This is a genomic window from Blastococcus sp. SYSU DS0753, assembly GCF_054051175.1.
In genome coordinates, this window is record NZ_JBJHAT010000017.1 from 1 (window position 1) to 26945 (window position 26945).

Here is a 26945-nt window from a genome sequence, read left to right on the forward strand (position 1 = left end):
GCCGCACCGCCCCGGAGGGGGCAGGTGCGGCGCCGCGCGGAGAGAGCGTGCCGGTCATGCTCGTCGCGTCACTCGACGCTGGCCGCGATCTCCTCGACCATCGCCTCCACCGACGGCAGCCCGTTCGGCGTGAGGTACCAGTCGGTCGAGTCGAGGTAGTAGACGGCGTCGTCCTGCCACGCCGTCGTGCTGCGGACCAGGTCGTTGTCCAGCACCTGCTCGGCCGCCTCGCCGGCCTCGCCGATGGCGGCGTCCCGGTCGATGACGTAGAGGATGTCCGGGTTGGTCTCGGCGATGAACTCGAAGGAGATCGCGTCACCGTGGGTGGCGTCGCTGACGTTCTCGTCGGCCGGGGCCACGCCCAGGACGTCGTGGATCAGCCCACCGAACCGCGAGCCGGGGCCGTAGGCGCTGACCTCGCCGGCGGTGGTGAGGACGATCAGGCCCGTGCCCGCGCCCTCGGCCGCCTCGGCGACCTCGGCCGTCCGCGCGTCGAGCGCCTCGAGGCGCTCGGCCACCGCGTCCTCCTCGCCGAAGACCTCGGCGAGGGCGGTGGTGCGCTCGGTGAAGGACTCCAGGAAGTTCGTGTTGTCCACGCTGAGATCGATGGTCGGCGCGATCTGCTCGAGCTCGGGGTACACCGCGGCCGACCGGCCACCGACGATGATCAGGTCGGGCCCGAGGGCGTTGACGGCCTCGTAGTCGGGCTCGAACAGCGAGCCGACCTTCGCGTACTCGTCGCCCCCGTACTGGCTCAGGGACTCGGGGTAGGCGGCCTCCGGCACGCCGTCGACCTCGACGCCGAGGCTGTCCAGCGTGGCCAGGCTGCCCAGGTCGAACACCACGACCGTCTCGGGGTCGACCGGCACGGTGGTCTCGCCCTGCGCGTGGGTGACCGTGACCTCGGCGGAGCCCCCGGTCGACGCGGTCTCGGCCTCGGTGTCGTCGCCGCCGCAGGCCGACAGCGCCAGGACGGCGGAGAGGGGCAGGGCGAGGGCGGCGAGCGGCCGGGCGCTGGTACGCATGGGTCTCCGATCACGACAAAGGTCAGGCACGCCTTAGTTAGGCGGGCCTAAGGTGTCATACCGGTCCCGGATGGTCACCAGCGGGGGGGGGCACACGGGCCCCCGATCCCGGGGTACGGACGGCCCGGCGGGAGGATGAGCCCCGTGCCGGCACCCGATCTCTCCCGCGGAGGGCTGCGGTGACGCCCGTCCTCGTCGTCGCCGCCACCGTCGTCGCCGTGGTCGTGGTCGTGCTGGGACTCGCTTCCAGCGCCGCCGGCCGGCGGATCGGCGTCCTGCACCTGGCCGGGGCGGGCCTGCTGGAGGCGCTGCTCGTGGTGCAGGCCGTGCTCGCGTTCGCACGGATGGAGGACGGCACGCCCGCCGACACCCCGACGTTCCTGGGCTACCTGTTCGGCGTGCTGCTCATCCCCGTCGCCGGCGTGCTGTGGGCACAGGCGGAGCGCACCCGCTGGGCGGGCACCGTCCTGGCGGTCGCGGCGGCCGCCGTCGCCGTCATGCTCTGGCGCCTGCTGCAGCTGTGGGAGGCCACCGGTGCGTGAGCGCGGGCTCGGCCGCCCCGCGGAGCCGGCCGCGACGGGGACCACCGCCGGACCGGCGCGCGTGCTGGTGCTGGTCTACGGGATCTTCGCCCTCGCGGCCGGGGCCCGCGCGGGCGTGCAGCTGGCCACCCGGTTCGACGAGGCTCCCCTGGCATACCTGCTGTCGGCGTTCGCGGCGGCGGTCTACGTGGTGGCCACCGTGGGCCTCGCCCGCGGGGGGCGCGGCGGCCGACGAACCGCGCTGGCCGCCATCGTCGTCGAGCTGGTCGGCGTCCTGGTCGTGGGCACCCTGTCGGTGGCCGACCCAGCGGCCTTCCCCGACGAGACGGTGTGGTCCGGCTACGGCCGGGGCTACGGCTACGTGCCGCTCGTGCTGCCCGTCCTCGGGCTGGCGCTGCTGGCGCGGCGCCGACGGCCGGCCCGGTGACCGGCGGGCCGGCTCGGAGGTCACCGCCGAGCCGGCCCGGGGAACCGCGGTCAGTCCCCGCCGCTGCGCAGCAGGCCGTAGGCGCCACGGTGGAAGAGCAGCGGACGGCGGTCGGGCGCCGCACCCAGGTCGAGCACCCGGGCGACGGCGATCGTGTGGTCGCCGCCGTCGTACTCGGCCCACAGCTCCCCGTCGATCCAGGCCACGACGTCGTCGAGCACCGGCGAGCCCTGCGGGCTGGGCGTCCACGGGACCCCGGCGAACTTGTCGGCGCTGGACCGGGCGAAGTTCTGCGAGACGGCGTCCTGCCCCTCGGCCAGCACGTTCACGCAGAACCGGCCGATCTCCCGCAGCCGGGCCCAGGTGCGCGAGGTGCGGGCCGGGGCGAGGGCAACGAGCGGCGGGTCCAGTGACAGCGAGCTGAACGACTGGCAGGTGAAGCCGATCGGCCCGTCGGGGGTGTCCGCGGTGACCACGGTGACCCCGGAGGCGAAGTGCCCGAGCACGTCCCGCATCACCCGGGGATCGACGATCCGCGGCGGCTCGGAGACCGCGTCGGCCGGCATCAGCGGGCTCCGCCGGAGCGCGGGACCGACCGGCCGCCGGCGCGGTACAGCGAGCTCGGCAGCTCGTGGCCCACGGCCTGCTCGGTGACCCGGGCAGCGTCCAGCAGCGCGTCGAGGTCCAGGCCGGTGCGCACCCCGGACTCCTCCAGCATGTAGACCAGCTCCTCGGTCGCGATGTTGCCGCTGGCGCCCGGGGCGAACGGGCAGCCGCCCAGCCCGCCGACCGACGCGTCCAGCTGGGTGACCCCGGCCTGCACGGCGGCCAGCGCGTTGGCCTGGCCGGTACCCCGGGTGTCGTGGAAGTGCACGCCGACGGGGACGCCCGGGCAGGCCCGGCGGACCGCGTCGAGGAGAGTGACCACCCGCAGCGGCGTCGTCGTCCCGATGGTGTCACCGAGGCAGAGCTGGTCGGCGCCGGCGGTGACGGCGGCGCGGGCGACGTCGACGGTGCGGGCCACCGGGGTGCGGCCGTCGAACGGGCAGTCCCAGGCGGTGGCGATGATGACCTCGAGCGAGCCACCGGCGCCATGGGCCAGCGCGGCGATCTCGCCCACCGCGGCGACGGCCTCGGCGGTGCCGCGGCCGGCGTTGGCGCGGCTGTGGCCGTCGGAGGCCGAGACGACGTACTCGAGGTCGGCGACGCCGGCGTCCACCGCCCGGACGGCACCGCGCGGGTTGGCGACCAGGGCCGACCAGTGCACCTCCGGCCACCGCGCCAGCTCGGCGGCGACCTGATCGGCGTCGGCGAGCGCGGGCACGGCCTTCGGGGACACGAACGACGTCGCCTCGATCCGGCGGACGCCGGTGGCGACCAGCGCCTCCAGCATCGCCAGCTTGCCGGCCAGCGGCACGGGTGCCTCCAGCTGCAGCCCGTCGCGCATGCCCACCTCGCGGACGTCGACCGAGCTGGGCAGCACCAGGTCGAACTCGTTCATCTGCGTCTCCTCGGCACCGGCAACGTTGCTCCCCCCGCATCCTCCCCCTCCGCCCTGTCGTTCCCCCGATCAGGCGTCTCGGAACGGCGACAGGCGGCCCGGCCAGCGAACCGTCGTCCTCGTCGCGCAAGATGGAGGTGGCACTGGAGGTGTGCAGTGGGCGAGGTGGCGGACGCGCTGCCCCCGGCGGATCGGCGGAGTGTCTTCGCCAACGCGCCGATGGGGATCGCCTTGACGACCCCTGGCGGCCTCCTCGTCGACGTCAACCCCGCGCTCGCGGAGATGGTCGGCCGCTCCGCCGAGGAGCTGCACGGGCGCTCGGTGATGGACCTGGTCCACCCCGACGCCGTCGCGGCTGCCCAGGAGGCGCACGGCGTCCTCACCGCCGAGCCCGGCCGACCGATGCGGCACGAGACCCGGCTCACCCGGGTCGACGGCTCGCACATCCCGGTGCAGATCACCGCGTCCTGGGTGCCCGAGACGCCCGACGGGCAGGCGGCGCACCTGGTGCTGATCGTGGAAGACATCACCGAGCGCAAGGCGCTCGAGGCGCAGCTGGTGCACCGCTCGCTGCACGACCCCCTCACCGGCCTGCCCAACCGGCTGCTCTTCCAGGACCGGCTGCGGCACGCGCTCGACCGGGGCCGTCGCGAGAAGACCCCCACCTGCGTGCTGATCATCGACCTCGACGGCTTCAAGGCGATCAACGATGAGCTCGGCCACCCGATGGGTGACCTGGTCCTCGTCTCCTTCGCCGACCGGCTCCGCTCGGTCCTGCGGGCCAGCGACACCGCGGCCCGCCTGGGCGGGGACGAGTTCAGCATCGTCTGCGAGAACACCGAGCGCCGCGACGCCGAGGCCCTGGCCGACCGGCTGCGCACCACGGTCACCGAGCCGCTCGACCTCGACGGCACCCGGGTGCCCGTGGGGATCAGCATCGGCATCGGCACGGCCAGGGGCGGCGAGGAGCCGGAAGAGGTCTACGAGCGGGTCGTGCGGGCCGCCGACGACGACATGTACGCCGACAAGGCGCGCCGCCGCCGGGCCGGCCGCCGCCGCTGACCTGCGTCCGGCCGCCGGACGTGCAGGACGGCGGGGCCCTTGCCGGGCCCCGCCGTCCGCGTCGGGGGGTGCTGGATCAGTCGGAGGTGCAGGCGGCGCCGTTGAGGGTGAACAGCCAGGGCTCGCTGACCGGCGAACCGTTCAGGTGCCCGATGAACCCGAGGCTGATCTGCTTCCCAGGCCTGATCAGCCGGTTCCAGCGCAGATCCGCGACCTCGACGGCGGCACCCTGCTGGGTGGCCGTGCCGCCCAGCACGTTCCGGATCGTCTCCCGCTCGTGGAAGGCCCACTCCAGCTCCCAGCCCTCGATGGGCACCGAGCCGGTGTTCCTGATCCGGATGCGGGTGTTGAAGTCGTCGTGCCGCGTGCCGTGGGCGGTGTAGGAGACGTGGCACGTCGGGGCGGCGACCGGCGGATCGGCCAGTGCGATGAGCTCACGGGCCTGCTCCGGGAACCACTGCCCGGCAGCGGGGTCGGCGACCTGGTCGGCCGGGTGGGGAACCGCCGAGCCGCGGTAGCAGGCGCCGTCGGACTCACCGGGCACCTTGATCCACAGGTAGGCGTCGATCAGCGGGTTCCCGGTGTCGGTGGTCGGGGTCAGGCCCAGACCGCGGCCCGGCGGGTTGCACCAGTCCAGCGGACTGGGGAAGTCGGCCGGCGGGGTCCAGCTGCCCTGCCCGTTGCGGCTGGTGTCGATGACGAAGTGCGCCTGCTCGGCCGGGTTCCGGGTCATGCCCGTGTCGGCGTACGCCTGGTCGTAGGCGGCGTCGCTGAGGCCCCAGGTGGAGAGGTCGGCCGGGTCCGCCGGGTAGTACTGGCTGGCGCACCAGGCCGGCTCCCACCAGCTGCCCAGGGAGAGGTTGATGCAGTCGGAGACCCAGGTGCCGTACTTCTGGAGCCGCTCGGTGGCGACGTAGTTGGAGGCGTTCAGGAAGAAGCCGTCGGCGTCGGCCACCCCGGCCTTGATCAGCCGGTCGGTGATCTCGCCGACGCCCAGCCAGCCGCTGTGCGTGCCGTCGAGGTAGACCGCCGTCGCCGGCAGCGCGCCGAGCGCGTCGACGGCGTAGTTGAGCATCTCGAACCGCTCCGCCGCGGCCGTCTCGGCATCGACCTCCTCGGGCTGGCACCACTCCTGCGTGCCCTCCAGCGTGGTGTAGTGCGGGATGATGCCGAGGCCGTCGGGCTCGAGGATCACCGTGGCCTCCGCAGCCCCGATCCCGGCGGCGAAGCCGTCGATCCAGGACTTGTACTCCGCGACGCCCCTGGCGCCGCCGGCCGAGTACTGGGCGCAGTCCCGGAAGGGGACGTTGTAGGCCACGAGCACGGGCACCGCATCCGCGCTCTGCGCCGCGCCGACCACCTCGGCGACGGCCGCCGACACCTCCGCGGGGGTGCCCTTGGTGAACCAGTCGGCCGACGGGAAGCTGCCCAGCAACTGGGCGTCGGCCCGGGCCTGGCCGACGAGCCCCTGGGCGGCCTCCAGCGTCGTGCTCTCCGGATTGACGAAGATCTCGGTGCCGGGCTCCAGTACGTCCTCGGCGGCCGCTGTGCCCATGCCGGCGCCGACCAGCGAGAGAGTGGCGGCCGCCACCGTCGCCGCGGCGCGCCTCGTCCTCGAGGCAGCAGTCATCTCGTGTCCCCTCCGTGCGGTGGCCGGAACGTCCGATCCGGGCTCCCGGGACGCCGGCTGTGACGTGTACCACCGTGGGAGCGCTCTCACCGTGGGCCTCCGGAGCCCCGGTGTCAAGACTCCGGATCGGCGGCCGCGGGCACGCCGCGCGGGACACGCCGGAGGCCAGCGCGTGGCGAGTCGCCGAGCGGCCGGCCTCCCGGCGGGGAGGTCGGCTCACCCGGCCGTCCGCCGCGGGGCGGACCAGCCGCTGGGGATCAGCTGCGGGGAGGCTCAGCCCAGGGCGCGGCCCACCGCGACGGCGCGGGTGTCGGGCGCCGCCACCCGGGCGGCGTCGGCCTCCTGGTCGCCCAGCTCGGTCTGCGAACGGCGCTCCGCCTCCACCCGCGCGGTGTAGCTGGCCACCTCGTTGGCGATCCGCTGCTCGTCCCAGCCCAGCACGTCGGCGACCGCACGGGCGACCGGTTCGGCGCACACCACACCGCGGTGGGCGGTCTCGATGGAGATGCGCGTCCGGCGGGCCAGCAGGTCGTCCAGGTGCAGCGCCGCCTCGTGCCCGGCGGCCCACACCATCTCGACCATGAGGTACTCCTCGGCTCCGGGCACCGGGTCCAGCAGCTCGGGTCGGCCGTCGGCCAGCGCGAGCACGTCCGGGGTCAGCGACCCGAACCGCTTCAGCAGGTGTTCGGCGCGGAACCGGGGGATGTCCCACCGCCGGGAGAGGCCGTCGAGGGAGTTGAGCATCGCGGCGTAGCCCTCGGCACCCACCAGCGGGATGTTCTCCGTGACGCTCGGGGGCACCGTCCGGCTCACGTCCACCGCCACGGCGTCCACCGCGTCCGCGGCCATCGGGCGGTACGTCGTGTACTTGCCGCCGGCCACCGCGATCACGCCGGGCATGGGGCGGGCGACGGCGTGCTCGCGGGAGAGCTGGCTGGTCGACTCGCTCTCGCCCGAGAGCAACGGGCGCAGGCCGGCGTAGACGCCGGTGATGTCGTCGTGGGTGATCGGCACCGACAGAACCTCGTTGACCCGCTCGAGGATGTAGTCGATGTCGGCCTTGCTGGCCGCCGGGTGCGCCTTGTCCAGCGCCCAGTCGGTGTCGGTCGTCCCGATGATCCAGTGGCTGCCCCAGGGGATCACGAACAGCACCGACTTCTCCGTGCGCAGGATCAGCCCGGTCTCCCCGTTGATCCGGTCGCGGGGGACGACCACGTGCACGCCCTTGCTGGCCCGCACGTGGAACCGCCCGCGCCCGCCGACCAGCGTCTGGATGTCGTCGGTCCACACACCGGTGGCGTTGACCACCACCTCGCTCCTGACGTCGACCTCCCGGCCGGTCTCCACGTCCCGCACCCGGGCCCCCACGACCCGGCCGCCGGCGTGGGCGAAGGAGACCACCTCGGCGGAGTTCAGCACGGTGGCCCCGTACGCCGCCGCGGTGCGGGCCACGGTGAGCGTGTGCCGGGCGTCGTCGGCCTGGGCGTCGAAGTAGCGGATGGCGCCGACGAGGTAGTCCGGCTTGAGCGCCGGGAACAGCCGCCGGGCGCCGGTGCGGGTGAGGTGCTTCTGCGCCGGCATCGGGTCGGCGAGCGCGCCGAGCCGGGCCAGCCCGTCGTAGAGGGTCAGCCCCGCCGCGACGTAGGGCCGCTCCCAGTGGTGGGTCAGCGGGTACAGGAAGGGCACCGGCCGGACCAGGTGCGGGGCGAGCCGGTTGACCGACAGGTCACGCTCGTGCAGCGCCTCCCGGACCAGGCCGAAGTCGAGCTGTTCCAGGTAGCGCAGACCTCCGTGGAACAGCTTCGAGGAGCGGGAGGAGGTGCCGCTGGCGAAGTCGCGGGCCTCGACCAGGGCCGTGCGCAGACCGCGGGTGGCGGCGTCCAGCGCCACCCCGGCCCCGGTCACCCCGCCGCCGACGACGAGGACCTCGAAGCCCTCCTCCGCGAGCTCGGCCCAGGCCTGGGCGCGCTGCTCCGGCCCGAGCGGGCGTACTGCCGTCATCTGCACTCCCCGGGGGATGCCCGCCCACCGGACGGAACGCGCTGGGAGGTGCCCGAGCACCGGTGCACCTCCGTGTCACTGCTCTCCGCCGCGGGCAGGCGTCCTCCGCCACCCCCGGCTACCGGCCACGGTAGGTCGACCCCGGACGCCCGTCGACGTGCGGCGTCCTACATCGTCGCACCGGAAGAGGGAACGACAGCGTCCCGGATGCCCTACCGTCGGGCGCCATGCCGGGCACCGTGCAGTCCATCGAGCGGGCCGCGGCGATCCTGCAGGTGATCGCCGGGGCGCGGAACGCACTCGGGGTCACCGAGATCGCCGAGACCGTCGGGCTGGCCAAGACCACCACCCACGGCCTGCTGCGCACGTTGCTGCACGTGGGGTTCGTGGCGCAGGACCGGGCGACCGGCCGGTACAGCATCGGCCCGGGCCTGCTGCGGCTGGGGAGTTCCCTGGACGTCAACGAGCTCCGCGCGCGCGCATCGAACTGGGCCGACGCACTCGCCGCCCGCAGCGGGCACACGGTGCGGCTGGCCACGCTCGCCGGCGAGGACGAGGTGGTCGTCGTCCACCACGTCTTCCGGCCCGACGACTCGGCCCAGGTGCTCGAGGTGGGGGTCGCGCTGCCCGCGCGGACGACGGGATTGGGCAAGGTCCTCCTGGCGCACGCGCTCGAGCCCCGGCCGGCGCGGACCGCCACCGGGAACCGCGCCGCCGGGCTGGCCGAGGTGCGGACCCGCGGCTGGGCGGCCGACCGGGGGGAGCACGAGCCCGGCCGCGGGTGCATCGCCGCCCCCGTCCGGGGGCCCGGCGGGCCGGTCGTGGCCGCGCTGGGCGTGAACGGCCCCGTGACCTCGTTGTTCGACGGCCGTGGCGCGCCCCGGAGCCTGCTCCTCGGCATGGTCACCGATGCGGCCACCGCCGTCTCCCGGGAGCTGGGGTACGGCGGTGCCTGACCGGTACGTCCTCGCCGTGGACCAGGGGACGACGTCGACCCGCTCCCTGGTCTTCGACCGCGGTGGGCGCATGGTCGCCGTCCGGCAGCGGGAGCACCGGCAGTACTTCCCCCGCCCGGGATGGGTCGAGCACGACCCGATGGAGATCTGGGCGAACACCCGGTGGACCGCCGACCAGGTGCTGGCCGACGTCGGTGGTGCGGGCACCGTGGTCGCCCTCGGCATCGCCAACCAGCGGGAGACCACCGTCGTCTGGGACCGGGCCACCGGCCGGCCCGTGCTGCGGGCCCTGGTCTGGCAGGACACCCGGACGGCGGACCTGGTCGCCGAGCTCGGCGCGCGCCCGGAGGCACCGCTGGTGCCCGAGCGCAGCGGCATGGCGATCGCCGGCTACTTCTCCGGGCCGCGGCTGCGCTGGATCCTCGAGCACGTGCCCCGCGCCCGGGAACGGGCGGAGCGCGGGGAGCTGCTGTTCGGGACGATGGAGACCTGGCTCATCTGGAACCTCACCGGCGGGCCGGACGGTGGCCTGCACGTCACCGACGTGACCAATGCCAGCCGCACCCTGCTGATGGACGTCCGCGCCTGCCGCTGGGACCCGGACCTGCTGGACTTCTTCGGCATCCCCGCCCCGATGCTCCCGGAGATCCGGCCCTCGGTCGGCGTGCTCGGCCCGGCGACCGCGCTCGCGCAGCCGTTGCCCATCGCCGGGGCGCTCGGCGACCAGCAGGCGGCGCTGTTCGGGCAGGCGTGCTTCGCGCCGGGGGAGGCCAAGTGCACCTACGGCACCGGGAGCTTCCTGCTGCAGAACACCGGCACGGAACTGGTGCGCACGCGCTCGGGCTCGATCAGCACGGTGGCGTACCAGCTGGCCGGGGAGCCGCCCCGGTACGCGCTGGAGGGATCGGTGGCCGTCGCCGGCGCGCTGGTGCAGTGGCTGCGCGACGGGCTCGGGCTGATCGGCACCGCGCCGGAGGTCGAGACGCTGGCCCGCACGGTGGAGGACAACGGCGGCTGCTACGTCGTCCCCGCGTTCTCCGGCCTGCTGGCCCCGCACTGGCGGGGCGAGGCCCGCGGGCTGGTGGCCGGGCTGACCTCCTACGTCACCAAGGGGCACCTGGCCCGGGCGGTGCTGGAGGCCACCGGCTGGCAGACCCGGGACGTGATCCAGGCGATGGCGGCCGACTCGGGGCTGTCGCTGCCGGCGCTGCGGGTGGACGGCGGGATGACCACCAACAACCTGCTGATGCAGTTCATCGCCGACGTGCTGGACACCCCGGTGGTGCGCCCGATGGTCGGGGAGACCGTGTCGCTCGGTGCCGCGTACGCCGCGGGTCTGGCGGTCGGGGTCTGGTCCGACGTCGCCGCGCTGCGCCGCAACTGGCACCGCGCGGCGCAGTGGACGCCGTCGCCCGGGCGGGCGCAGGCGCTGACCGCGGAGTACCCGCGCTGGGAGCGCGCGGTGCAGCTCAGCATCGCGTGGGGCGCGCCGTGATCGTCACCGTCCGATGATGTCGAACCGCGACTGTTGTCCAGGTCACAGGAGCCCTCCTACGGTCCGCAGAACGGGCTCGGCGGTGGTGACCACCGCCGCGTCCCCGACATCCACGGTCCGCTGTACGGCGGGCCCGCCTCGAGGAGCGCCTACACGTGGACACCCTCGGTCTCTGGACCGTCTTCGGGAGTGAAGTACTCGGCACCGGCATCCTGTTGCTGCTCGGCGTCGGGGTGGTCGCCAACGTCGCCCTGCCCAAGACGTTCGGCAACGGCGGCGGCTGGATCGTCATCATCTTCGGCTGGGGGCTCGCCGTCTTCGCCGGCGTCTTCGCCGGAGCGAGCTCCGGTGCCCACATCAACCCGGCCGTCACCGTCGGCCTGCTGGTCAGCGGGACCGACACGTACGCCATCGGCGTCCCCGTCACCGTCGCCACCACGTTCACCTACTTCGCCGGGCAGCTGGTCGGGGCCTTCCTCGGCGCGGTCGTGGCCTACCTGGCGTACTACGGGCACTACAACGACCCCGAGGCCGCCGGCACCCAGCTGGGCACCTTCGCGACCGGGCCGGCCACCGGCACGGTCAAGGACAACGTGATCAGCGAGATGGTGGGCACGTTCGTGCTGGTCTACATCATCCTGCGGTTCGGGGACACGCCCACCCAGCTCGGCCCGCTGGCCGTCGCCCTGCTGGTCGTCGGCATCGGCGCCTCCCTCGGCGGCCCCACCGGCTACGCCATCAACCCCGCCCGCGACCTCGGGCCCCGCATCGCCCACGCCGTCCTGCCGATCCGGGGCAAGGGGGACAGCAACTGGGGGTACGCCTGGGTCCCGATCGTCGGCCCGCTCCTCGGTGCCGTCCTCGCCGGCGGCCTGTCGCACGTCCCGCTCTGACCACTTCCGATCGAGAGGAACTCCCCATGCCGCAGTACGTCGTAGCCATCGACCAGGGCACCACCAGCACCCGCTGCATGATCTTCGACCACGACGGCGCGGTGGTGTCGGTCGGGCAGAAGGAGCACCAGCAGATCTTCCCGCGGGCCGGGTGGGTCGAGCACGACGCGCTGGAGATCTGGCGGAACACCCGCGAGGTGGTCGGGCAGGCGATAGCGCGCAGCGACGCGGGCGCCTCCGACATCGTCGCCATCGGGATCACCAACCAGCGCGAGACCGCCGTCGTCTGGGACCGGGCGACCGGGCAGCCGGTCTACAACGCCATCGTCTGGCAGGACACCCGCACGACGAAGATCATCGACGAGCTCGGCGCGCTCGGCGGCGGCGCCGACCGGTACAAGGACAAGGTCGGGCTGCCGCTGGCCACCTACTTCGCCGGCCCGAAGGTGCGCTGGATCCTCGACAACGTCGACGGCGCCCGGGAGCGGGCCGAGCGCGGCGAGCTGCTGATGGGCACCATCGACTCCTGGCTGATCTGGAACATGACCGGCGGGGCCGACGGCGGCCAGCACCTCACGGACGTCTCCAACGCCTCGCGCACGATGCTCATGGACTACCGGACGCTCGCCTGGGACGAGTCCATCGCCGAGGAGATGGGCATCCCGACGTCCATGCTCCCGGAGATCCGCTCCAACTCCGAGGAGTACGGCAGGGGCCGCAAGGCCGGCTTCCTGGGCGGCGTGCCGATCGCCGGCTCGCTCGGCGACCAGCAGGCGGCGACCTTCGGCCAGGTCTGCTTCGAGCGCGGGATGGCCAAGAACACCTACGGCACCGGCAACTTCATGCTGCTCAACACCGGGGAGGAGGCCGTCCCCTCGGAGAACGGCCTGCTCACCACGCTGTGCTACCAGCTCGGCGACGCCAAGCCGGTGTACGCCCTGGAGGGGTCGATCGCCGTGACCGGCTCGCTGGTGCAGTGGGTCCGGGACAACCTGGGCATGATCAAGAGCGCCCCGGAGATCGAGGACCTGGCCCGCTCGGTCGACGACAACGGCGGGGCGTACTTCGTCCCGGCGTTCTCCGGGCTGTTCGCGCCGCACTGGCGCGCCGACGCCCGCGGCGCCGTCGTCGGGCTCACCCGGTACGTCAACAAGGGGCACCTGGCCCGGGCCGTGCTGGAGGCGACCGCCTACCAGACCCGCGAGGTGCTGGACGCGATGAACGCCGACTCCGGCGTCGACCTGACCGAGCTGCGGGTCGACGGCGGCATGGTCGGCAACGAGCTGCTCATGCAGTTCCAGGCCGACCTGCTCGACGTCCCGGTGATCCGGCCGAAGATCGCCGAGACCACCGCGCTGGGCGCCGCCTACGCCGCCGGCCTGGCCGTCGGCTTCTGGTCCGACCTCGACGAGCTGACCGCCAAGTGGGCCGAGGACAAGCGCTGGGAGCCGCAGATGCCTGCCGAGGAGCGGGAGCGCAACTACCGCAACTGGCAGAAGGCGGTGACCAAGTCGCTGGACTGGGTCGACGAGGACGTCAGCTGAAGAAGGACCCCGTCCTCCTCACCCCTCGCAGGCTCGGGGCGAGCCTCCGGACGGGGCCGAGGGGGACGGGCCTCTCAGTAGGTTGTGCGCCTGACTAGTCGGCCGTACTGTCTAGCACGTGACGGAGGACCGCTGGCCCGGGGAGTGGATGCGCGGCGTGCTCTCGCTGTGCGTGCTCCGCGTGGTGGCCGACGGCCCGACGTACGGCTACGCGATCGCCGCCCGGCTGGCCGAGGCCGGCCTCGGTTCGGTGAAGGGCGGCACGCTGTACCCGATCCTGACCCGGCTGGAGACCGAGGGGCTGGTCTCCTCGTCCTGGGAGGCCGGCGACGGCGGGCCGGGCCGCAAGTTCTTCACCCTGACCACCGCCGGCGAGCAGGCGCTGCGCGAGCGCGCCGACCAGTGGCGCACGTTCACCGAGCGGGCCGCCGGCCTGCTCTCGTCCCCGTCCGTCCCCGCCTGAGGAGCTCACCATGGGGAAGGTCCTGAACAGCAGCGAGCAGGCCTGGCACGACGCCCTCCTGCTGCGCCTGCGGATGCGCGACGTCCCCGGTGCCCGGATCGGCGAGGTGCTCGCGGAGGTGCAGAGCCACGTCGCCGAGACCGGGGAGCACCCGCGGGAGGCGTTCGGCCCGGCCACGGAGTACGCCGACCGGGTCGCCGACGTGCTCGGGGCCGCCCCCAGCCGCGGCTGGCGGGACACGCTGCGGGGGCTGACCTGGCGGGACCTGGGAACGGCGGCGTCCATCGGGCTGGCCTGCTTCTCCTCGCCGACTCCCTGTGGGCCCTCGGTGCCGGGGAGACCTCCGTGCTCGACCTGCCCGCGTGGGCCGTGTGCGTGGTCGCCGCGCTCGTGCTCGCCGCCTGCGTCGCCCGGATCGTCCGCACCGTCCGGCACGACGCCTCCGGGGACAAGGTCGTCGACCCGCGGACCGGTGCCGAGATGGTGCCGCTCCCGCGGTGGGCGGGCGTCGTCCTGTTCGGCCTCCCGTTCCTGATGCTCGCCGCCATGGCCGTGGGCGGGTTGCTCGCCCGCTGACCGCGGCGGAGGCGTCAGCTGCCGAGCGCGGTGGCCACGACGGCGCGCGCCTCCTCCTGCACCTGCGCGAGGTGCTCCGGCCCGCGGAAGGACTCGGCGTAGATCTTGTAGACGTCCTCGGTCCCCGAGGGGCGGGCGGCGAACCAAGCGTTCTCCGTGGTCACCTTCAGCCCGCCGATCGGGGCGTCGTTGCCGGGGGCGCGGGTGAGCTTCGCGGTGATCGGCTCCCCGGCCAGCTCGGTGGCGGCGACGTCCTCGGGGGAGAGCTTGCCCAGCGCCGCCTTCTCCGCGCGGGTCGCCGGCGCGTCGATCCGGGCGTAGGCGGACTCGCCGAAGTGGTCGGTGAGCTGCTTGTGCAGCTTCGAGGGGGACCGGCCCGTCACGGCCTGGATCTCGGCGGCCAGCAGCGCGAGCAGGATGCCGTCCTTGTCCGTCGTCCAGACACCGCCGTCCCGGCGCAGGAACGAGGCGCCGGCGGACTCCTCGCCACCGAAGCCGACCGACCCGTCCAGCAGCCCCGGCACGAACCACTTGAAGCCGACCGGGACCTCGACCAGCTTTCGGTCCAGGTCGGCGACGACCCGGTCGATCAGCGAGCTGGACACCAGCGTCTTGCCGACGGCGACGTCCTTGGCCCACCCGGGCCGGTGGCTGAGCAGGTAGGCGATCGCGACGGCGAGGAAGTGGTTGGGGTTCATCAGCCCGGCGTCGGGGGTGACGATGCCGTGCCGGTCGGCGTCGGCGTCGTTGCCGGTGGCGATCTGGAACTCGTTCCGGCGGTCGACCAGCGAGGCCATCGCCGCGGGGGAGGAGCAGTCCATCCGGATCTTGCCGTCCCAGTCCAGCGTCATGAACCGCCACGTCGGGTCGACCAGCGGGTTGACCACGGTGAGGTCGAGCCGGTGGCGCTCGGCGATGGCCGCCCAGTAGTCGACGCTGGCACCACCGAGGGGGTCGGCGCCGATGCGCACGCCCGCGTCGCGGATCGCGTCGAGGTCGATGACCTGCGGCAGGTCGTCGACGTAGGTGCCCAGGAAGTCGTAGGCCTGCGCCGTCCCGCGCGCCTGCTCCACCGGTACCCGGCGGACGCCGGAGAGCCCGGCCCGCAGCAGGTCGTTGGCCCGCCCGGCGATCCACCCCGTGGCGTCGGTGTCGGCGGGCCCGCCGGAGGGCGGGTTGTACTTGAAGCCGCCGTCGCGCGGCGGGTTGTGCGACGGGGTGACGACGATGCCGTCCGCGAGCCCGGTGCGCTTCCCCTGGTTGGCCCGCAGGATCGCGTGGCTGATCGCCGGGGTGGGGGTGTAGCGCTCGCCGGCGTCGACCAGGACGGTGACGTCGTTGGCCACCAGCACCTCCAGCGCCGTCGCCCAGGCCGGCTCGGAGAGCGCGTGGGTGTCCCGGCCGAGGAAGAGCGGCCCGTCGTACCGCTGTTCGGCGCGGTACTCGCAGATGGCCTGCGTCGTGGCGAGGATGTGCGCCTCGTTGAACGCCGCGTCGAACGCCGAGCCGCGGTGGCCCGAGGTGCCGAACGCGACCTGCTGCGTCGGCTCGGCCGGGTCCGGCTCGACGGTGTAGTACGCGCTGACCAGCGAGGCGACGTCGATCAGGTCGGCGGGCTGGGCGGGCTGTCCGGCGCGGGCGTCGCTCATGTGGTTGATCTTGGCCTGCGCGACGGGTCCGCGCGAGATGTGCGCGCCGGCCCGGGCCGGTGCTCCGACCCGGGCCGGTGCGCGGTTCCTGCCCCGGTCAGCTCGACCGGCGCGGCTCGCCGCGGTAGGTGCCGAACTGCCAGACGTTGCCCTCGGGGTCGCGGATGGTGACGTCCCGGGAGCCGTAGTCAGTGGTGTAGGGGGCCCGCACGATCTCCGCCCCGGCGGCGACGGCCCGCGCGTGCACGGCGTCCGGATCGGCGGTGACCACGTAGCAGCCGGTCGCCTCCACCGGCCACTGGCCGCCGTCGTCCCGGACGGAGCCGAGCATGACCCCGCCGCCCTCGGGCCAGTCGAGCTGGGCGTGGTCGACCCGGTCGCCCTCGCCGTACACCACGGTTTCCTCGAAGCCGAGGACGTCCACGAGGAAGCGGATGAGCCCGCGGGCGTCCCGGGCCCGGAAGGCCGGCCACACCACGGGGGCCGGCGCCGTCTGCTGCTGGTCGGTCTGCTGCGTCGTCGTCATGGCGACGACAGTGCCGTGGCGAGCGCGGCGGTGTCTTGAACGTATCCGAACTCCGCCGCCAGCCAGCGGGTGGGCGGCAGTCCGGCGAACGCCCGCCACTCCCTCGTGAGGTGCGCCTGGTCGGCGAAGCCGGTGCCGGCGGCAAGGGCGGCGAGGTCCGGCGCACCACCGGTGGCCACCCGCGCCGCCAGCGCCCGCCGGGCCCGGTCGAAGCGCACGACCCGGGCGGCCTCCTTGGGCCCGAGACCCGTCTCGGCGCGGAACCGCTGCTCGAGGTGCCGGGTGGACCAGCCGACCCGGGCGGCCAGCTGGGACACCCGCAGCCGCCCCCCGGCCGCCGTCGTCAGCCGCCAGGCCTCCGCGACCTCCGCCGGGACGCCGTCGACGTCCCGGAGTCGGCGCAGCAGCGCCGCGTCCAGCGCGGCGAACCGTGCGGGCCACCCCGCGGCGGTCCGCAGCCCGTCCACCAGCTCGGTGCCGGCCGGGCCCAGCAGGTCGGTCAGCGGCACGTCCAGCGACGCCAGCTCGCCGGCGGGCAGGCCCAGCAGGGCGCGCGCCCCCAGCGGCGTGAGCGAGAGCTGGATGCCGGCCTGCCGACCGGGGTGCACGATCCGCGCCGGACGGGTGTGCAGGCCGCCGACGAGCGCGTCGAACCGGCCGGGGGACTGGGCGGGGTCGGGGTGGGCGGCCATCTCCAGCGGGTCGTCCAGGGTGAGGACGACGGTCAGCCAGGGGGAGGGCAGGCCCAGGTGCTCGCCGGGCGGGAACCCCTCGTGCCGGTAGCCCAGGGTCGCCGCGACGTACCGGCGCAGCGCCGGGTGCGGGCGGTGCACCACCGACTCCTGCCGCACCCGACCAGCATCGCAGCGACGAGGGCGTGGCTCCAGGGCGTTGCGGACACCGGCAGGCCGAACCCGCGCAGGGCGGCGGTCCGGGGCGCCGAGGCGGCCTCAGTAGCTGGCGGTGGAGGCGATCCCGAAGAGGACGAACAGGGCGAAGAACCCGACCCCGATCCAGCCGAGCACGATGCCGGCCGTCGCCATGCCGCCACCGGCCTCGCCGCGCTCCTGGATCTGCCGCTTGGCCGTGTAGCCGAAGACCAGTGCCAGGATGCTGCCGATCCAGTACAGCCAGAGGATCCCCAGCACCATCGAGGCGATGGCCATGCCGTTGGTGCGCTGGGGCAGCGCGTAGGGATAGCCGTACGGCGGACTGTAGGGCGGGTAGCCGGGGCCGTGCGGTGGCGGCGGGCCCTGGTAAACGCCGGCCTGGGGAAAGCCGCCGTAGGGGGCCTGCGCCTGTCCCCAGGTGGCGGGGCCGGGGGCGCCGTACGGGTCGCCGGCGCCCGGCTGGTGCGGACCTGGGTACGTCATCTACTCACTCCTGGTGGCTGCGCGCCGGCCGGGGGCTCCGGTCCCGAGGCGTCGGCGTCATCCTGACGCGCCGCGGCGGTGGTGCCGACGCGGCGCGCGGTCCAGGCCACCCCGATGAGGCAGGGACGGGCGAGGCGTGCCACCGCCATGTCGTCGCCGGGCGAGCGCCGCGCCCGTGCACATCAAGGACGCGATACGGCCGCTGAGCTGGCCTTTTCTGTCGTACCCCCGGCCTAGCCTGGGTGCAACGACGAGGTCGCGGACCGGGAGGAGGGCACGGTGTCCGAGCTGCTGTCCGCCCTCGACGAGCTGGCCGCCACCGATCTCGCCGAGTTCTCCGACGACGGTCTGCTCGACCTCGTCGGCAGCCTGGTGGCCGCGACGAACCGCATGGCGGCCGCGCTGACCACGGCGGTCCGTGCGGCCGACCGCCGGGAGGCCTACCGCCGTGACGGCGCGGTGTCGATGAAGGCGTGGCTGCGCGGCAGCTGCCGGATGGCTCCGGAGCAGGCGACGGCGACGGTCTCCACCGGCCGGCGGCTCGAGCAGCTCCCGGAAACAGCGGCGGCCTTCGCCGCCGGGGCGATCAGTGCCGCGCACGCTCGGGTCATCACGAAGGCCATGACGCCCGGCCGGATCGCCAAGGCCGCCGAGATCGGTATCGACCTCGGCGAGACCGACGGCATCCTGGCCGACCTGGCCCGGGCCACAGCCCCGCACGAGACCGCGCGGGGCGTGAAGGAGTGGGTCGCCGGAGTGGACCCCGACGGGACCTTGGACGACGCCGCCGACGTGCGCCGCCGGTTCACCATGGCGTCCGGGCTCGACGGCCGGGTGCACCTGCGCGGTGACCTCGATGCCGTCGGCGGCGAGTACCTGCACACCGCGCTCGCCGCTCTCATGAACGGCGACCGCCCTGCCGGTGACCTCCGGTCCCACGCCGAGCGGCAGGCCGACGCGCTGGTCGCGCTGGCTCGCGGGGCTCTCGACGGCGGCTCGCTCCCCGACGTCCGCGGGGAGCGGCCACACGTGCGCGTGACGATCGACTGGTTCGCCCTGTGCGCCGCGCGCGGCGCTCCCGGTGTCGCTGGTGGTTCCTTGGGCTGGTCCGGTCCCATCAACCCCGAGACGGCACGCCGGCTGGCCTGCGACGCCAGTATCGCCCGCGTCATCACCGGCCCGGACGGGCTGCCCCTGGACGTCGGCCGAGCGCAGCGGACTTCATCCGCGGCGATCCGCCGGGCCATCGAGGTTCGCGACGCGCACTGCGTCTTCGCCGGCTGCGATGCACCGCCGGAGTGGTGCGACGTCCACCACGTCGTGCACTGGGCGCACGGCGGGGCGACGAGCTGCGACAACGGGGCACTCCTCTGCGAGCGGCACCACACCAGCTGCCACGAAGGCGGATTCACCATCCGCCGAGACCCCGGCACCGGCCGCTGGCGCACCTACCGGCCCGACGGCACGGAGATCCTGAGCCGCGCCGGCCCGTGACCGCTGCGGCGACGCCGCTCGGCTCACACCCCGCGCGGGGCGTACATGATCACCGCGACGCCGACGAGGCAGATCAGTGCGCCGGCGACGTCGTACCGGTCCGGCCGGAAGCCGTCGACGACCATGCCCCAGGCCAGCGAGCCGGCCACGAAGACCCCGCCGTAGGCGGCGAGGATCCGGCCGAAGTTCGCGTCCGGCTGGAGCGTGGCGGCGAACCCGTACAGCCCGAGCGCGATGACGCCGGCGCCGATCCAGGCCCAGCCGCGGTGTTCCCGGACCCCCTGCCACACCAACCAGGCACCGCCGATCTCGGCGACGGCCGCGAGGGCGAAGAGGACCAGGGACCGGGCGACGGTCACTCGACGGCCGCCAGGAACCGGCGGAGGGTCTCGAGGAACACCTCGGGCTGCTCCGAGTGCACCCAGTGGCCGGCGTTCTTGATCCGCACGAGCCGGGTGGACGGGAAGAGCGCGTCCATGTGCGGCCGGTCCTCGGGGAGCACGTAGTGGGAGTTCGCCCCCGCGATCCACAGCACCGGCCCGTCGAACACGGCACCGGGCGGGGGATCGGGGAAGCCGCGCAGCTCGCCGAGGTCTCGCTCGAGCAACTCCAGGTTCAGCCGCCACTGCCAGCCGTCCCCCGACTCCTCCCGGCCGAGGCTCTGGAGCAGGAAGCTGCGCACCATCCGGCTGGGCACGGCGGTGCGGAGGGCGGCGTCGGCGTCGGAACGGGACTCCAGCGCACCCAGGTCGATCGCCCGCATCGCGGCGATGAAGGCGGCGAACGGCGAGGCCTCCTCGTCAGGGTCCTCGGTCCGCCCGCCCTGCAGCGGGTACTCGACCGGGGCGATGTCGACGACGACGAGTGCACGCAGCAGCTCCGGCCGGCGCAGCGCCAGCTGCATCGCGACCTTGCCGCCCATGGAGTGACCGACGAGGGTGGCCGGCTCGCCGAAGGACTCCAGCTCGGCGGCGACCATCTCGGCCATGTCCACGTAGTCGACCCGCTCGGTCCACGGCGAGTGACCGTGGTTGGGCAGGTCGAGCAGGGTCACCCGGTGGTCGTCGGCCAGCCCCCTGGCGATCGTCGTCCAGTTCTTCCCCTGGCCGAAGAGCCCGTGCACGAAGACGACGCGCGGTCCGGCCTCGCCCAGCGTCCGGGCGGCGAGGGCCTCCTCGGGGTTCAACGTCACCCGGCGATTCCACCAGACGCCCGGCGCCGCGCCCCGCTCAGTCCAGCACCACCTCCGTCTCGCCGGTGTCGCCGTCCAGCGCGAGGCACCCGCCGTCGACGTGGCGGGGTCGCCATCCGGGGACGACACGTTCACGACGATCCGGCGGCGGCGCGCTCGGCTCCTGCGGGGCGGCGTCGCTTCCCGCCTCTACCGTGCCGGGAGGTCCACGAGGGGGAGCAGATGCCAGGACGACGCCGGAGCGCGACCAGCACTCGACGGTCGACGGGGACCACGAGGAAGGCCGCGCCACGGAAGCCGGCAGCGCGGAAGCCCACGCCGAAGAAGGCCGCGCCCGAGCTGCCCAGCGCGGGCCCGGGGGAGAGGGTGTGGGTGCTGGCCGTGCCGTTCCGCGCGCCCGCGCCGGGAGCGGTCTGGCACCCGGGCCTGCAGGCCCACGTGTGGGTGGGCCGGTCCCTGCCGCCCGAGCTCGCGCCCTACGACCCGCCGCCCTACAGCCTCGAGCGCTTCCTCGAGGACGAGCTCAACGAGGCGCCCCGCCCCCTTCCCGAGGCCCGGCCGCTCACGCCACGGGACCAGCAGTGCGACGGCGCCGACGTGGTGGCGGCCCATGCGGCCGCCGGGGGCAGGGTCTTCCTCCTCGGTGACGATCCCGGCGTCGGCAAGACCGGAACCGCGATCCTGGCGGTCAAGGCGATCGCCGAGCAGCGCGACGTCCGCACCGCGCTGGTCATCGCCGACCGGCCGGCCGCCATCACCATCCCGCACTGGGCGCGCTCGATCGCCGGCTTCGGCGACGGTGGCCTGCGCTGGTGCGTGACCACCTGGGACCGGCTGGGCAAGGTGGCGAAGCTGCGCTTCGACGTCGTCGTCGCCGACGAGGCGCACATGGTGCGGCACACGACGACGCAGCGGTGGAAGCACTGGAAGGCCGTCTCCGGCGCCGCGCGGGTCAAGGACACCCCGTACGTCCTGGCCGCGACCGCGACGCCGGCGCACACCCCCCTGGAGCTGCCCTACCTGGCGCCGGAGTTCGCCGCCCGGCACGAGGAGTCGATCAAGGACTGGGCCGACCTACCGAAGGCGCTCGAGCGGCACACGTTCCACGTGGAACGTGGCCGCTACGGCTGGCAGTGGACCGAGGACGCCGACGAGCGCCGGGCCGACCTCGCCCGGTTGCAGTCCTGGCTCGCCGACGCCGATCCACCGGCGACGCTGCATCGCCCGGCCCCCTGGGGACCGGTGTCGGTGACGGGGACGCCGGTGCTGCTCAGCCCGGCCGAGCGGGCGCAGTACGAGGCCGAGTGGTCGGAGTTCCGCGCAGAGATGCAACTGGCCCGGCGCGGCCGGCAGTCCGCCCGCGGTCGCGCGGCCCTGCTGCGGTTCCGGCAGAAGGCCGGGCTGATCCGCGTGCAGGCGACGGTCGACTGGATCAAGGCGCAGGTGGAGGCGGAGCGGCAGGTCGCGGTCTCGGTCGAGTTCGTGGAGACGGCGGCTGATCCGATCCGCGAGGCGCTGCTGGACGCCGGCATCCCGGTGGCCGGCATCTACGGGCGCGACCGCTTCGACGTCGAGGCCGAGCGGCTGCGGTTCCAGCGCGGCGACGCGGCGGTGTGCGTCTTCACGGTGACCGCGTCGATCAGCCTGCACGCCGGTGAGCTGCTGCCCGACGGGTCGACGGCGTCGGAGGCGCCCCGCGTGGGGTTGTTCCACCAGCCGCGGTTCTCCGGCATCCAGGCCCGGCAGGTCACCGGGCGCACCCACCGCGACGGGAAGGCCTCTCCGTGGCGGGTGGCGTTCGCGGCCGACACGGTCGAGGAGCAAGTGGCCCGGGTGATGGTCGAGCGGCTGGCGGTCAGCGGCTCCACGGCCGGGGCGGACACCTCGGCGCTGCGGGAGATCGCCGAGCTGCTCGACGCCGACTGGCTGCCCAGCACCGCCCTCACCGAGGCCTGAGCTCCACCGGGCTCAGGCTCCCGGCGTGGCCTGCAGGTCGTCGCGAGGCGTCACCAGGTCGGCCCGGACGGGATGGTCGCCGACGCCCGTCTCGGTCCAGGAGACCTCCACGACCTGCCCCGCGCGAAGGGAGCCACGGGCGCTGGGATGCAGCGCTCCCACCTCGACCCAGCAGTGGCCGGGGAGGTCCGGCGACTCGACGAGGCCGCCCCCCTCGTCGCCGTCCCACCGGACGACCGTGCCCACGCTCGTTCCGCTCTGCACCATCCGCCCAGCGTGGCGGGCGACCGACGAGCGGGCAAGGGACCACCACCGACCCGATCCGGCAGACCGCGACGCACCGCGCGGGCGGGCTCCGTGGCGGCTGCGCTCATCGCGGCGCGGCCGGCTCCAGCTCCAGGTGCGGGCCCGCGCCGACGACCGTCACCCGGTCGCCGTCCACGGCCGCCGCGGTGCCGTCCGCCAGCCCGAACACGCGGTGCCCCAGGTCGCGCGCCGCTTCCCGGAGGGCCTCCTCCGACGCGTTCGGGAAGTACGGCGAGCCCAGGTGCGGCACGACCAGGACGTCGACCAGGCCGAGGCCCACGGTGTCCTCCGGTCGCGGCTGCTCCGACTGGCTCAGCGCGAGGTGCGGCCCGAGCACCATGCTGCCGGCGCTGATCCCGATCAGCAGCCGCTCACCGAGCAGATCGGGCAGCCGGTCGGCCAGGCCCGAGCGGCGCAGCCACCGCAGCAGGTGCGTGGTGTCCCCACCGGTGAGCACCAGGACGTCGGCCGCCTCCAGTCGCGGCTCCCACACCTCGGCCTCCAGCGCCGAGACGTCGACGATGTCGACCTCGGCGAACCCGGCGCGCTGCAAGTTCACGAAGTCGGCGATCAGCCAGCCCTTGTCGCCCGCGATGACGTTGGCCGCCGTGGGGACGACGGCGGCCCGCAGCCCGCTCAGCGGGCGTCCGGCCAGCTCCTCCGTCGCCGCGACCAGCGTCGGGTCGCAGAGGCCGGCGGAGGTGAGCAGCAGCCTCATGCCGGGCAGAGCCAGTCGTCCGACGACGGCGCCACGGCTCCCTCCAGCGGCGGGAAGTGCGTGCGGAAGGTGAACGCCTCGGGGGTCGGGCCGTGCGCTCGCAGGTGCCGGATGCGCGCCTCCGCGTCGTCGGTGGTCGGCAGGGTGCCCGCCGGGATCCACCACAGCGCGGTCGTCGCCTCGGCGGCGCGGGAGAACCACTCCCGGCGCCGCCGCATGATCTGCACGTGCCGCCCGCCGAAGACGTAGGCGGCCAGCGACTCGACGTCCCGCCAGACGGTGAGGTTCACGATCACGCCGTGGCTGCCGGCGGCGTCCCAGCCGAACGCCTGCACCGAGGTGGCGTTGCCGTCCTCGGTCTGCAGCCGCCAGACGAAGCCGGGCGCCCGGTCGGCCTCGGCGTTGACCTCGTCCAGGGCGGCCATGAAATCGGCCAGCACGGGGCTGTCGAGCGGGGCGAGCAGGCGGGAGACGTTGACCTGGGCGAGGTGGTGGTCCACGGGCCGACCGTAGGGCACCCGCCCGTCCGTCGACGAGGTCGGTGGTGACGGCCCCCGGCCCGCTGCGCTAGGTTCGAGCCCGTACGTGGCACGGGGTGTCCCGCCCGGGACTGAGAACACACCCGTCGAACCTGCTCCAGTTCGCACTGGCGAAGGGATGTCACCGGCATGTCCGATGCTGTGGAAGTCGTCGACCTGCGCGCCGCCCGCGCGGCGCTGCGCGAGAACGCACCGCTCGTCCACTGCCTGACCAACACGGTGGTGCAGACGCTCACCGCCAATGCCCTGCTGGCCGTCGGCGCGGCGCCGGCGATGGTCGACGCCCCGGAGGAGGCCGAGGACTTCGCCGCCGTCGCCTCCGCCGTCCTGGTCAACGTGGGCACCGTGCACCAGCGCACCGCCGCGGCGATGCGGCTGGCCGCCCGCTCGGCCGGCGCGGCGGGCACCCCCTGGGTGCTCGACCCGGTGGCCGTGGGTCCGCTGGCCTACCGCACGGCGCTCGCCGGCGAGCTGGTCGAGCTCTCGCCGGCCGTGGTGCGCGGCAACGCCTCGGAGGTCATGGCGCTGGCCGGCGCCGGCGCCGGCGGCCGCGGGGTCGACAGCACCGCCGGCGCCGATGACGCGGCGACCGCCGCCGCACAGCTCGCGGCACGCACCGGGGGTGTGGTGGCCGTCAGCGGCGCGGTGGACCTGATCACCGACGGCGCGCGGACCATCCGGGTGGGCGGCGGCTCACCGCTGCTGACCCGCACCACGGGTGCCGGGTGCGCGCTCGGCGCCCTGGTGGCGGCCTACGTCGCCGCGACCGGCGACGCCCTGACCGGTGCGGTGGCAGGGCACGCGCACGTCGCGCTCGCCGCGGAGCGGGCCGCCGAGACCGCCACGGGGCCCGGCACGTTCGCGCCCGCCTGGCTCGACGCCCTGGACGCCGTCGGCCCCGACGACCTCGCGGGCGCGGACGTGCGGAGCGACTGATGCGACCGCCGTTCGACCCGACGCTCTACCTGGTCACCGACACGGAGCTGTGCCGGCCACGGTCGGTGGCCGACGTGGTCCGCGCGGCGGTGGCCGGTGGGGTCACCGCCGTCCAGGTGCGCGACAAGCACGCCTCCCGCCGGGACCTGCTGGCGCTGACCCGCTCGGTGCAGGCCGCGCTCGCCGACCGGCCGGACGTGGCCGTGCTGGTGAACGACGCCCTCGACGTCGCCCTGCTGGCCGGCGCCTCCGGCGTGCACATCGGGCAGGAGGACCTGCCGGCGGCCGAGGTGCGGGCGGCGCTCGGACCCGACCGGTTGCTCGGCCTCTCCGTGGAGAGCACCGCCGACCTGACCGCCGCCCTGCGGCTGCCGCCGGGCACCGTCGACCACGTGGGCCTGAGCCCGGTGTGGGCGACGCCGACGAAGCCGGAGGCGGGCCCCGGGCTGGGCCTCGACGCGGTGCGGGAGCTGACGGGCGCGGCGCACGCGGGCGGGTTGCCGGCCGTGGCGATCGGCGGCATCGACGCCGCCCGGGCCGCCGCCGTGGCCGCCACCGGGGTGGACGGCGTCTGCGTGGTCTCCGCGGTCTGCGCCGCCCCCGACCCACGCGCTGCGGCCGCGGCGCTCCGTGCCGAGCTCGCCCCGGTGGGTGCGCGATGACGCCCACGGCGCTCACCGTGGCTGGCAGCGACCCCAGCGGCGGAGCGGGCATCCAGGCCGACCTGAAGACCTTCAGCGCGCTCGGCGCGTACGGCACGGCGGTGCTCACCGCGCTCACGGCGCAGAACACCCGGGGAGTCACCGGGGTCCACCCGGTGCCAGCCGACTTCGTGGCCCAGCAGCTGCACACCCTGCTCGACGACGTCGACGTGCACGCCACCAAGCTCGGCATGCTGGGCAGCGCCGACGTGGTGCGGGCGGTGGCGGGCGTGCTGGCCGAGCGGCGCCCCGGCCCGGTCGTCTGCGACCCGGTGATGGTGGCGACCAGCGGGCACCGGCTCATCGACGACGACGCGGTGGCCGCCGTCCGCACCGAGCTGCTGCCGCTCGCGGACCTGATCACCCCGAACGTGCCCGAAGCCGCCGCGCTGCTCGACGGCGAGCCGGCCACCGACGTGGACGGGCTGCACGAGCAGGCGCGGGCACTGCTCGACCTCGGGCCCGGCGCGGTGCTGCTGAAGGGCGGCCACCTCGGCGGCCCCGACAGCGTCGACGTGCTGGCCACGTCCGCCGGGACGACGGAGACCCGCCGCCCCCGGATGACCACGACGGCGACGCACGGGACCGGCTGCACCCTCTCGTCGGCGTTGACCGCGCTGGCGGCCCGCGCCGGTGCGCCCCCGGACTGGGCAGCCCTGGTGGAGCCCGCCCGCGACTACCTGCAGCGGGCCCTGGCCGGGGGCGGCGCGCTGGGGATCGGGTCCGGCCACGGCCCGGTGCACCACTTCGCCGGGATCTGGCCCGCGTGAGGGGGTTCGGCGACCGGGCCTGGGCGGCGACCGCCGACCTCCGCCGGGCGATCGACGAGCTGCCCTTCCTCGCCGAGCTGGCCGCCGGCACCCTGGCACCCGAGGCGTTCCGCCACTACCTGGAGCAGGACACCCTGTACCTGGGCGGCTACGCCCGCGCGCTGGCGCTGCTGGCGGCCCGCGCCCCGGACCCGGAGGCGGCCGCGTTCTGGGCCGGCTCGGCGCAGAACTGCGCGGTCGTGGAGACGCAGCTGCACGCCGACCTGCTCGGCTCGGAGCTGCTGGGGGAGGCCGGCGCCCCGCCGGAGCCGTCGCCGACCTGCCTGGCGTACACCTCCTACCTCGTGGCGACGGCGGCGACCGCGCCGTACCCGGTCGCCGCCGCGGCCGTCCTGCCCTGCTACTGGGTGTACGCCGACGTCGGCGCCCGGCTGGCCCCCGCCGCGCGGGCCGCCGCCGACCACCCGTACCGCCGGTGGGTGGCCACCTACGACGCCGCCCCGTTCCAGGAGGCCGCGGCCGCCGCCCGACGGCTGACCGACGCCGCGGCGCGCACCGCGCCCGACCAGGAGGCCGCCATGCTCACCGCGTTCGCCATCGCCACCCGGTACGAGCTGGAGTTCTGGCGCGCGGCCCACGCCGGCGAGGCGTGGGCCGTCGCGATCTGACC

General features: G+C 74.7%; 29 protein-coding genes and 1 riboswitch. Of the genes, 15 read left to right on the forward strand and 14 right to left on the reverse strand.

Features of this window, described 5'->3' with window-relative positions:
- Positions 1–68: 68 nt before the first annotated feature.
- The gene (locus tag ACI799_RS13540) at positions 69–1025 is read right to left on the reverse strand and encodes a siderophore ABC transporter substrate-binding protein (protein ID WP_456589656.1); all 957 of its coding nucleotides are present in this window, start codon (positions 1023–1025) and stop codon (positions 69–71) included.
- A 179-nt stretch (positions 1026–1204) separates the two neighbouring features.
- Between ACI799_RS13540 and ACI799_RS13545 the strand changes: the two genes are divergently transcribed.
- Both ACI799_RS13545 and ACI799_RS13550 read left to right on the forward strand, forming a co-directional pair.
- Positions 1205–1567 carry a hypothetical protein gene (locus ACI799_RS13545; RefSeq protein ID WP_456595961.1) on the forward strand — a complete coding sequence of 121 codons (363 nt, stop codon included), beginning with the start codon at positions 1205–1207 and terminating at the stop codon, positions 1565–1567.
- A complete protein-coding gene (locus ACI799_RS13550) occupies positions 1560–1994 on the forward strand; it encodes a hypothetical protein (protein ID WP_456595962.1) in 435 nt (144 codons plus the stop codon). Before ACI799_RS13545 ends, ACI799_RS13550 begins: the two co-directional genes overlap by 8 nt.
- 50 nt (positions 1995–2044) lie before the next feature.
- Here the strand turns inward: ACI799_RS13550 and ACI799_RS13555 are convergent, their stop codons facing one another.
- Together ACI799_RS13555 and ACI799_RS13560 are read right to left on the reverse strand one after the other, a co-directional pair.
- Complete coding sequence (locus tag ACI799_RS13555) at positions 2045–2560, reverse strand: flavin reductase family protein (RefSeq protein ID WP_456589653.1); 516 nt, start codon at positions 2558–2560, stop codon at positions 2045–2047.
- Entirely contained in the window at positions 2560–3495 is a 936-nt protein-coding gene (locus ACI799_RS13560; RefSeq protein ID WP_456595964.1) for a hydroxymethylglutaryl-CoA lyase, read from the reverse strand. Before ACI799_RS13560 ends, ACI799_RS13555 begins: the two co-directional genes overlap by 1 nt.
- A gap of 156 nt (positions 3496–3651) precedes the next feature.
- On the opposite strand from ACI799_RS13560, the gene ACI799_RS13565 reads away from it, so the two are divergent.
- Positions 3652–4557 carry a GGDEF domain-containing protein gene (locus ACI799_RS13565; protein ID WP_456600265.1) on the forward strand — a complete coding sequence of 302 codons (906 nt, stop codon included), beginning with the start codon at positions 3652–3654 and terminating at the stop codon, positions 4555–4557.
- Between the two features lie 76 nt (positions 4558–4633).
- Here ACI799_RS13565 and ACI799_RS13570 read toward each other — a convergent pair whose 3' ends face one another.
- Together ACI799_RS13570 and ACI799_RS13575 are read right to left on the reverse strand one after the other, a co-directional pair.
- Positions 4634–6187: a glycoside hydrolase family 6 protein gene (locus ACI799_RS13570; protein WP_456613281.1), complete on the reverse strand. Its 1554-nt coding sequence runs from the start codon at positions 6185–6187 to the stop codon at positions 4634–4636.
- 273 nt (positions 6188–6460) lie between these two features.
- Positions 6461–8188, reverse strand: coding sequence for a glycerol-3-phosphate dehydrogenase/oxidase (locus ACI799_RS13575; RefSeq protein WP_456613282.1), 1728 nt, complete (start codon positions 8186–8188; stop codon positions 6461–6463).
- A gap of 227 nt (positions 8189–8415) precedes the next feature.
- Between ACI799_RS13575 and ACI799_RS13580 the strand changes: the two genes are divergently transcribed.
- The 6 genes from ACI799_RS13580 to ACI799_RS13605 all read left to right on the forward strand — a co-directional run bounded on the left by ACI799_RS13580 (position 8416) and on the right by ACI799_RS13605 (position 14115).
- A complete protein-coding gene (locus ACI799_RS13580) occupies positions 8416–9144 on the forward strand; it encodes an IclR family transcriptional regulator (RefSeq protein WP_456589649.1) in 729 nt (242 codons plus the stop codon).
- Positions 9137–10639 carry a glycerol kinase GlpK gene (glpK, locus tag ACI799_RS13585; protein WP_456589648.1) on the forward strand — a complete coding sequence of 501 codons (1503 nt, stop codon included), beginning with the start codon at positions 9137–9139 and terminating at the stop codon, positions 10637–10639. Before ACI799_RS13580 ends, glpK (ACI799_RS13585) begins: the two co-directional genes overlap by 8 nt.
- Before the next feature lie 155 nt (positions 10640–10794).
- Positions 10795–11532, forward strand: coding sequence for an MIP/aquaporin family protein (locus ACI799_RS13590; protein WP_456589647.1), 738 nt, complete (start codon positions 10795–10797; stop codon positions 11530–11532).
- A 26-nt stretch (positions 11533–11558) separates the two neighbouring features.
- Entirely contained in the window at positions 11559–13076 is a 1518-nt protein-coding gene (gene glpK / locus ACI799_RS13595) for a glycerol kinase GlpK (protein WP_456595969.1), read from the forward strand.
- A 118-nt stretch (positions 13077–13194) separates the two neighbouring features.
- The gene (locus tag ACI799_RS13600) at positions 13195–13539 is read left to right on the forward strand and encodes a PadR family transcriptional regulator (protein WP_456595970.1); all 345 of its coding nucleotides are present in this window, start codon (positions 13195–13197) and stop codon (positions 13537–13539) included.
- Between the two features lie 345 nt (positions 13540–13884).
- Positions 13885–14115, forward strand: a complete 231-nt coding sequence (locus ACI799_RS13605) for a hypothetical protein (RefSeq protein ID WP_456613283.1) — start codon at positions 13885–13887, stop codon at positions 14113–14115.
- Positions 14116–14129: 14 nt separating this feature from the next.
- On the opposite strand, the gene pgm is transcribed toward ACI799_RS13605, so the two are convergent.
- The 4 genes from pgm to ACI799_RS13625 all read right to left on the reverse strand — a co-directional run bounded on the left by pgm (position 14130) and on the right by ACI799_RS13625 (position 17663).
- Complete coding sequence (gene pgm / locus ACI799_RS13610; RefSeq protein ID WP_456613284.1) at positions 14130–15764, reverse strand: phosphoglucomutase (alpha-D-glucose-1,6-bisphosphate-dependent); 1635 nt, start codon at positions 15762–15764, stop codon at positions 14130–14132.
- A gap of 97 nt (positions 15765–15861) precedes the next feature.
- Positions 15862–16290, reverse strand: coding sequence for a VOC family protein (locus ACI799_RS13615; RefSeq protein WP_456600260.1), 429 nt, complete (start codon positions 16288–16290; stop codon positions 15862–15864).
- Entirely contained in the window at positions 16287–17141 is an 855-nt protein-coding gene (locus ACI799_RS13620) for a helix-turn-helix domain-containing protein (protein ID WP_456613285.1), read from the reverse strand. The genes ACI799_RS13615 and ACI799_RS13620 overlap by 4 nt, the downstream gene beginning before the upstream one ends.
- Before the next feature lie 99 nt (positions 17142–17240).
- A complete protein-coding gene (locus tag ACI799_RS13625; protein WP_456613286.1) occupies positions 17241–17663 on the reverse strand; it encodes a DUF4190 domain-containing protein in 423 nt (140 codons plus the stop codon).
- A gap of 279 nt (positions 17664–17942) precedes the next feature.
- On the opposite strand from ACI799_RS13625, the gene ACI799_RS13630 reads away from it, so the two are divergent.
- Positions 17943–19157 carry a DUF222 domain-containing protein gene (locus tag ACI799_RS13630; protein WP_456613287.1) on the forward strand — a complete coding sequence of 405 codons (1215 nt, stop codon included), beginning with the start codon at positions 17943–17945 and terminating at the stop codon, positions 19155–19157.
- Positions 19158–19180: 23 nt separating this feature from the next.
- On the opposite strand, the gene ACI799_RS13635 is transcribed toward ACI799_RS13630, so the two are convergent.
- Both ACI799_RS13635 and ACI799_RS13640 read right to left on the reverse strand, forming a co-directional pair.
- Positions 19181–19516, reverse strand: coding sequence for a YnfA family protein (locus tag ACI799_RS13635; RefSeq protein WP_456589638.1), 336 nt, complete (start codon positions 19514–19516; stop codon positions 19181–19183).
- Complete coding sequence (locus tag ACI799_RS13640) at positions 19513–20349, reverse strand: alpha/beta fold hydrolase (RefSeq protein ID WP_456589637.1); 837 nt, start codon at positions 20347–20349, stop codon at positions 19513–19515. The genes ACI799_RS13635 and ACI799_RS13640 overlap by 4 nt, the downstream gene beginning before the upstream one ends.
- Before the next feature lie 372 nt (positions 20350–20721).
- Here ACI799_RS13640 and ACI799_RS13645 point away from each other — a divergent pair, with 372 nt between their 5' ends.
- Positions 20722–22305, forward strand: a complete 1584-nt coding sequence (locus ACI799_RS13645; protein WP_456613288.1) for a helicase — start codon at positions 20722–20724, stop codon at positions 22303–22305.
- A gap of 12 nt (positions 22306–22317) precedes the next feature.
- Here the strand turns inward: ACI799_RS13645 and ACI799_RS13650 are convergent, their stop codons facing one another.
- The 3 genes from ACI799_RS13650 to ACI799_RS13660 form a co-directional block, all read right to left on the reverse strand.
- Positions 22318–22572: a hypothetical protein gene (locus ACI799_RS13650; RefSeq protein WP_456589635.1), complete on the reverse strand. Its 255-nt coding sequence runs from the start codon at positions 22570–22572 to the stop codon at positions 22318–22320.
- Between the two features lie 103 nt (positions 22573–22675).
- A complete protein-coding gene (locus ACI799_RS13655; protein ID WP_456613289.1) occupies positions 22676–23329 on the reverse strand; it encodes a Type 1 glutamine amidotransferase-like domain-containing protein in 654 nt (217 codons plus the stop codon).
- A complete protein-coding gene (locus ACI799_RS13660; protein ID WP_456589633.1) occupies positions 23326–23829 on the reverse strand; it encodes a DUF3291 domain-containing protein in 504 nt (167 codons plus the stop codon). Before ACI799_RS13660 ends, ACI799_RS13655 begins: the two co-directional genes overlap by 4 nt.
- Positions 23830–23910: 81 nt before the next feature.
- Positions 23911–24004: riboswitch (TPP riboswitch) on the forward strand.
- On the opposite strand from ACI799_RS13660, the gene thiM reads away from it, so the two are divergent.
- The 4 genes from thiM to ACI799_RS13680 all read left to right on the forward strand — a co-directional run bounded on the left by thiM (position 23998) and on the right by ACI799_RS13680 (position 26943).
- Entirely contained in the window at positions 23998–24804 is an 807-nt protein-coding gene (gene thiM / locus ACI799_RS13665) for a hydroxyethylthiazole kinase (RefSeq protein WP_456613290.1), read from the forward strand. Its footprint overlaps the riboswitch before it by 7 nt.
- Complete coding sequence (gene thiE, locus ACI799_RS13670; protein ID WP_456613291.1) at positions 24804–25466, forward strand: thiamine phosphate synthase; 663 nt, start codon at positions 24804–24806, stop codon at positions 25464–25466. Before thiM ends, thiE begins: the two co-directional genes overlap by 1 nt.
- Positions 25463–26275, forward strand: a complete 813-nt coding sequence (thiD, locus tag ACI799_RS13675) for a bifunctional hydroxymethylpyrimidine kinase/phosphomethylpyrimidine kinase (RefSeq protein WP_456613292.1) — start codon at positions 25463–25465, stop codon at positions 26273–26275. Before thiE ends, thiD begins: the two co-directional genes overlap by 4 nt.
- Positions 26272–26943: a TenA family protein gene (locus ACI799_RS13680; RefSeq protein ID WP_456613293.1), complete on the forward strand. Its 672-nt coding sequence runs from the start codon at positions 26272–26274 to the stop codon at positions 26941–26943. Before thiD ends, ACI799_RS13680 begins: the two co-directional genes overlap by 4 nt.
- The last annotated feature ends 2 nt before the right edge of the window (positions 26944–26945 follow it).

Bases quoted from the DNA above. Each gene is read 5' to 3' on its own strand.
- ACI799_RS13540 (WP_456589656.1), bottom strand. From the start codon at position 1,025: ATGCGTACCAGCGCCCGGCCGCTCGCCGCCCTCGCCCTGCCCCTCTCC.
- ACI799_RS13555 (WP_456589653.1), bottom strand. From the start codon at position 2,560: ATGCCGGCCGACGCGGTCTCCGAGCCGCCGCGGATCGTCGATCCCCGG.
- ACI799_RS13560 (WP_456595964.1), bottom strand. From the start codon at position 3,495: ATGAACGAGTTCGACCTGGTGCTGCCCAGCTCGGTCGACGTCCGCGAG.
- ACI799_RS13570 (WP_456613281.1), bottom strand. From the start codon at position 6,187: ATGACTGCTGCCTCGAGGACGAGGCGCGCCGCGGCGACGGTGGCGGCC.
- ACI799_RS13575 (WP_456613282.1), bottom strand. From the start codon at position 8,188: ATGACGGCAGTACGCCCGCTCGGGCCGGAGCAGCGCGCCCAGGCCTGG.
- ACI799_RS13580 (WP_456589649.1), top strand. From the start codon at position 8,416: ATGCCGGGCACCGTGCAGTCCATCGAGCGGGCCGCGGCGATCCTGCAG.
- glpK (WP_456595969.1), top strand. From the start codon at position 11,559: ATGCCGCAGTACGTCGTAGCCATCGACCAGGGCACCACCAGCACCCGC.
- pgm (WP_456613284.1), bottom strand. From the start codon at position 15,764: ATGAGCGACGCCCGCGCCGGACAGCCCGCCCAGCCCGCCGACCTGATC.
- ACI799_RS13615 (WP_456600260.1), bottom strand. From the start codon at position 16,290: ATGACGACGACGCAGCAGACCGACCAGCAGCAGACGGCGCCGGCCCCC.
- ACI799_RS13625 (WP_456613286.1), bottom strand. From the start codon at position 17,663: ATGACGTACCCAGGTCCGCACCAGCCGGGCGCCGGCGACCCGTACGGC.
- ACI799_RS13650 (WP_456589635.1), bottom strand. From the start codon at position 22,572: ATGGTGCAGAGCGGAACGAGCGTGGGCACGGTCGTCCGGTGGGACGGC.
- ACI799_RS13655 (WP_456613289.1), bottom strand. From the start codon at position 23,329: ATGAGGCTGCTGCTCACCTCCGCCGGCCTCTGCGACCCGACGCTGGTC.
- thiM (WP_456613290.1), top strand. From the start codon at position 23,998: ATGTCCGATGCTGTGGAAGTCGTCGACCTGCGCGCCGCCCGCGCGGCG.
- thiE (WP_456613291.1), top strand. From the start codon at position 24,804: ATGCGACCGCCGTTCGACCCGACGCTCTACCTGGTCACCGACACGGAG.
- thiD (WP_456613292.1), top strand. From the start codon at position 25,463: ATGACGCCCACGGCGCTCACCGTGGCTGGCAGCGACCCCAGCGGCGGA.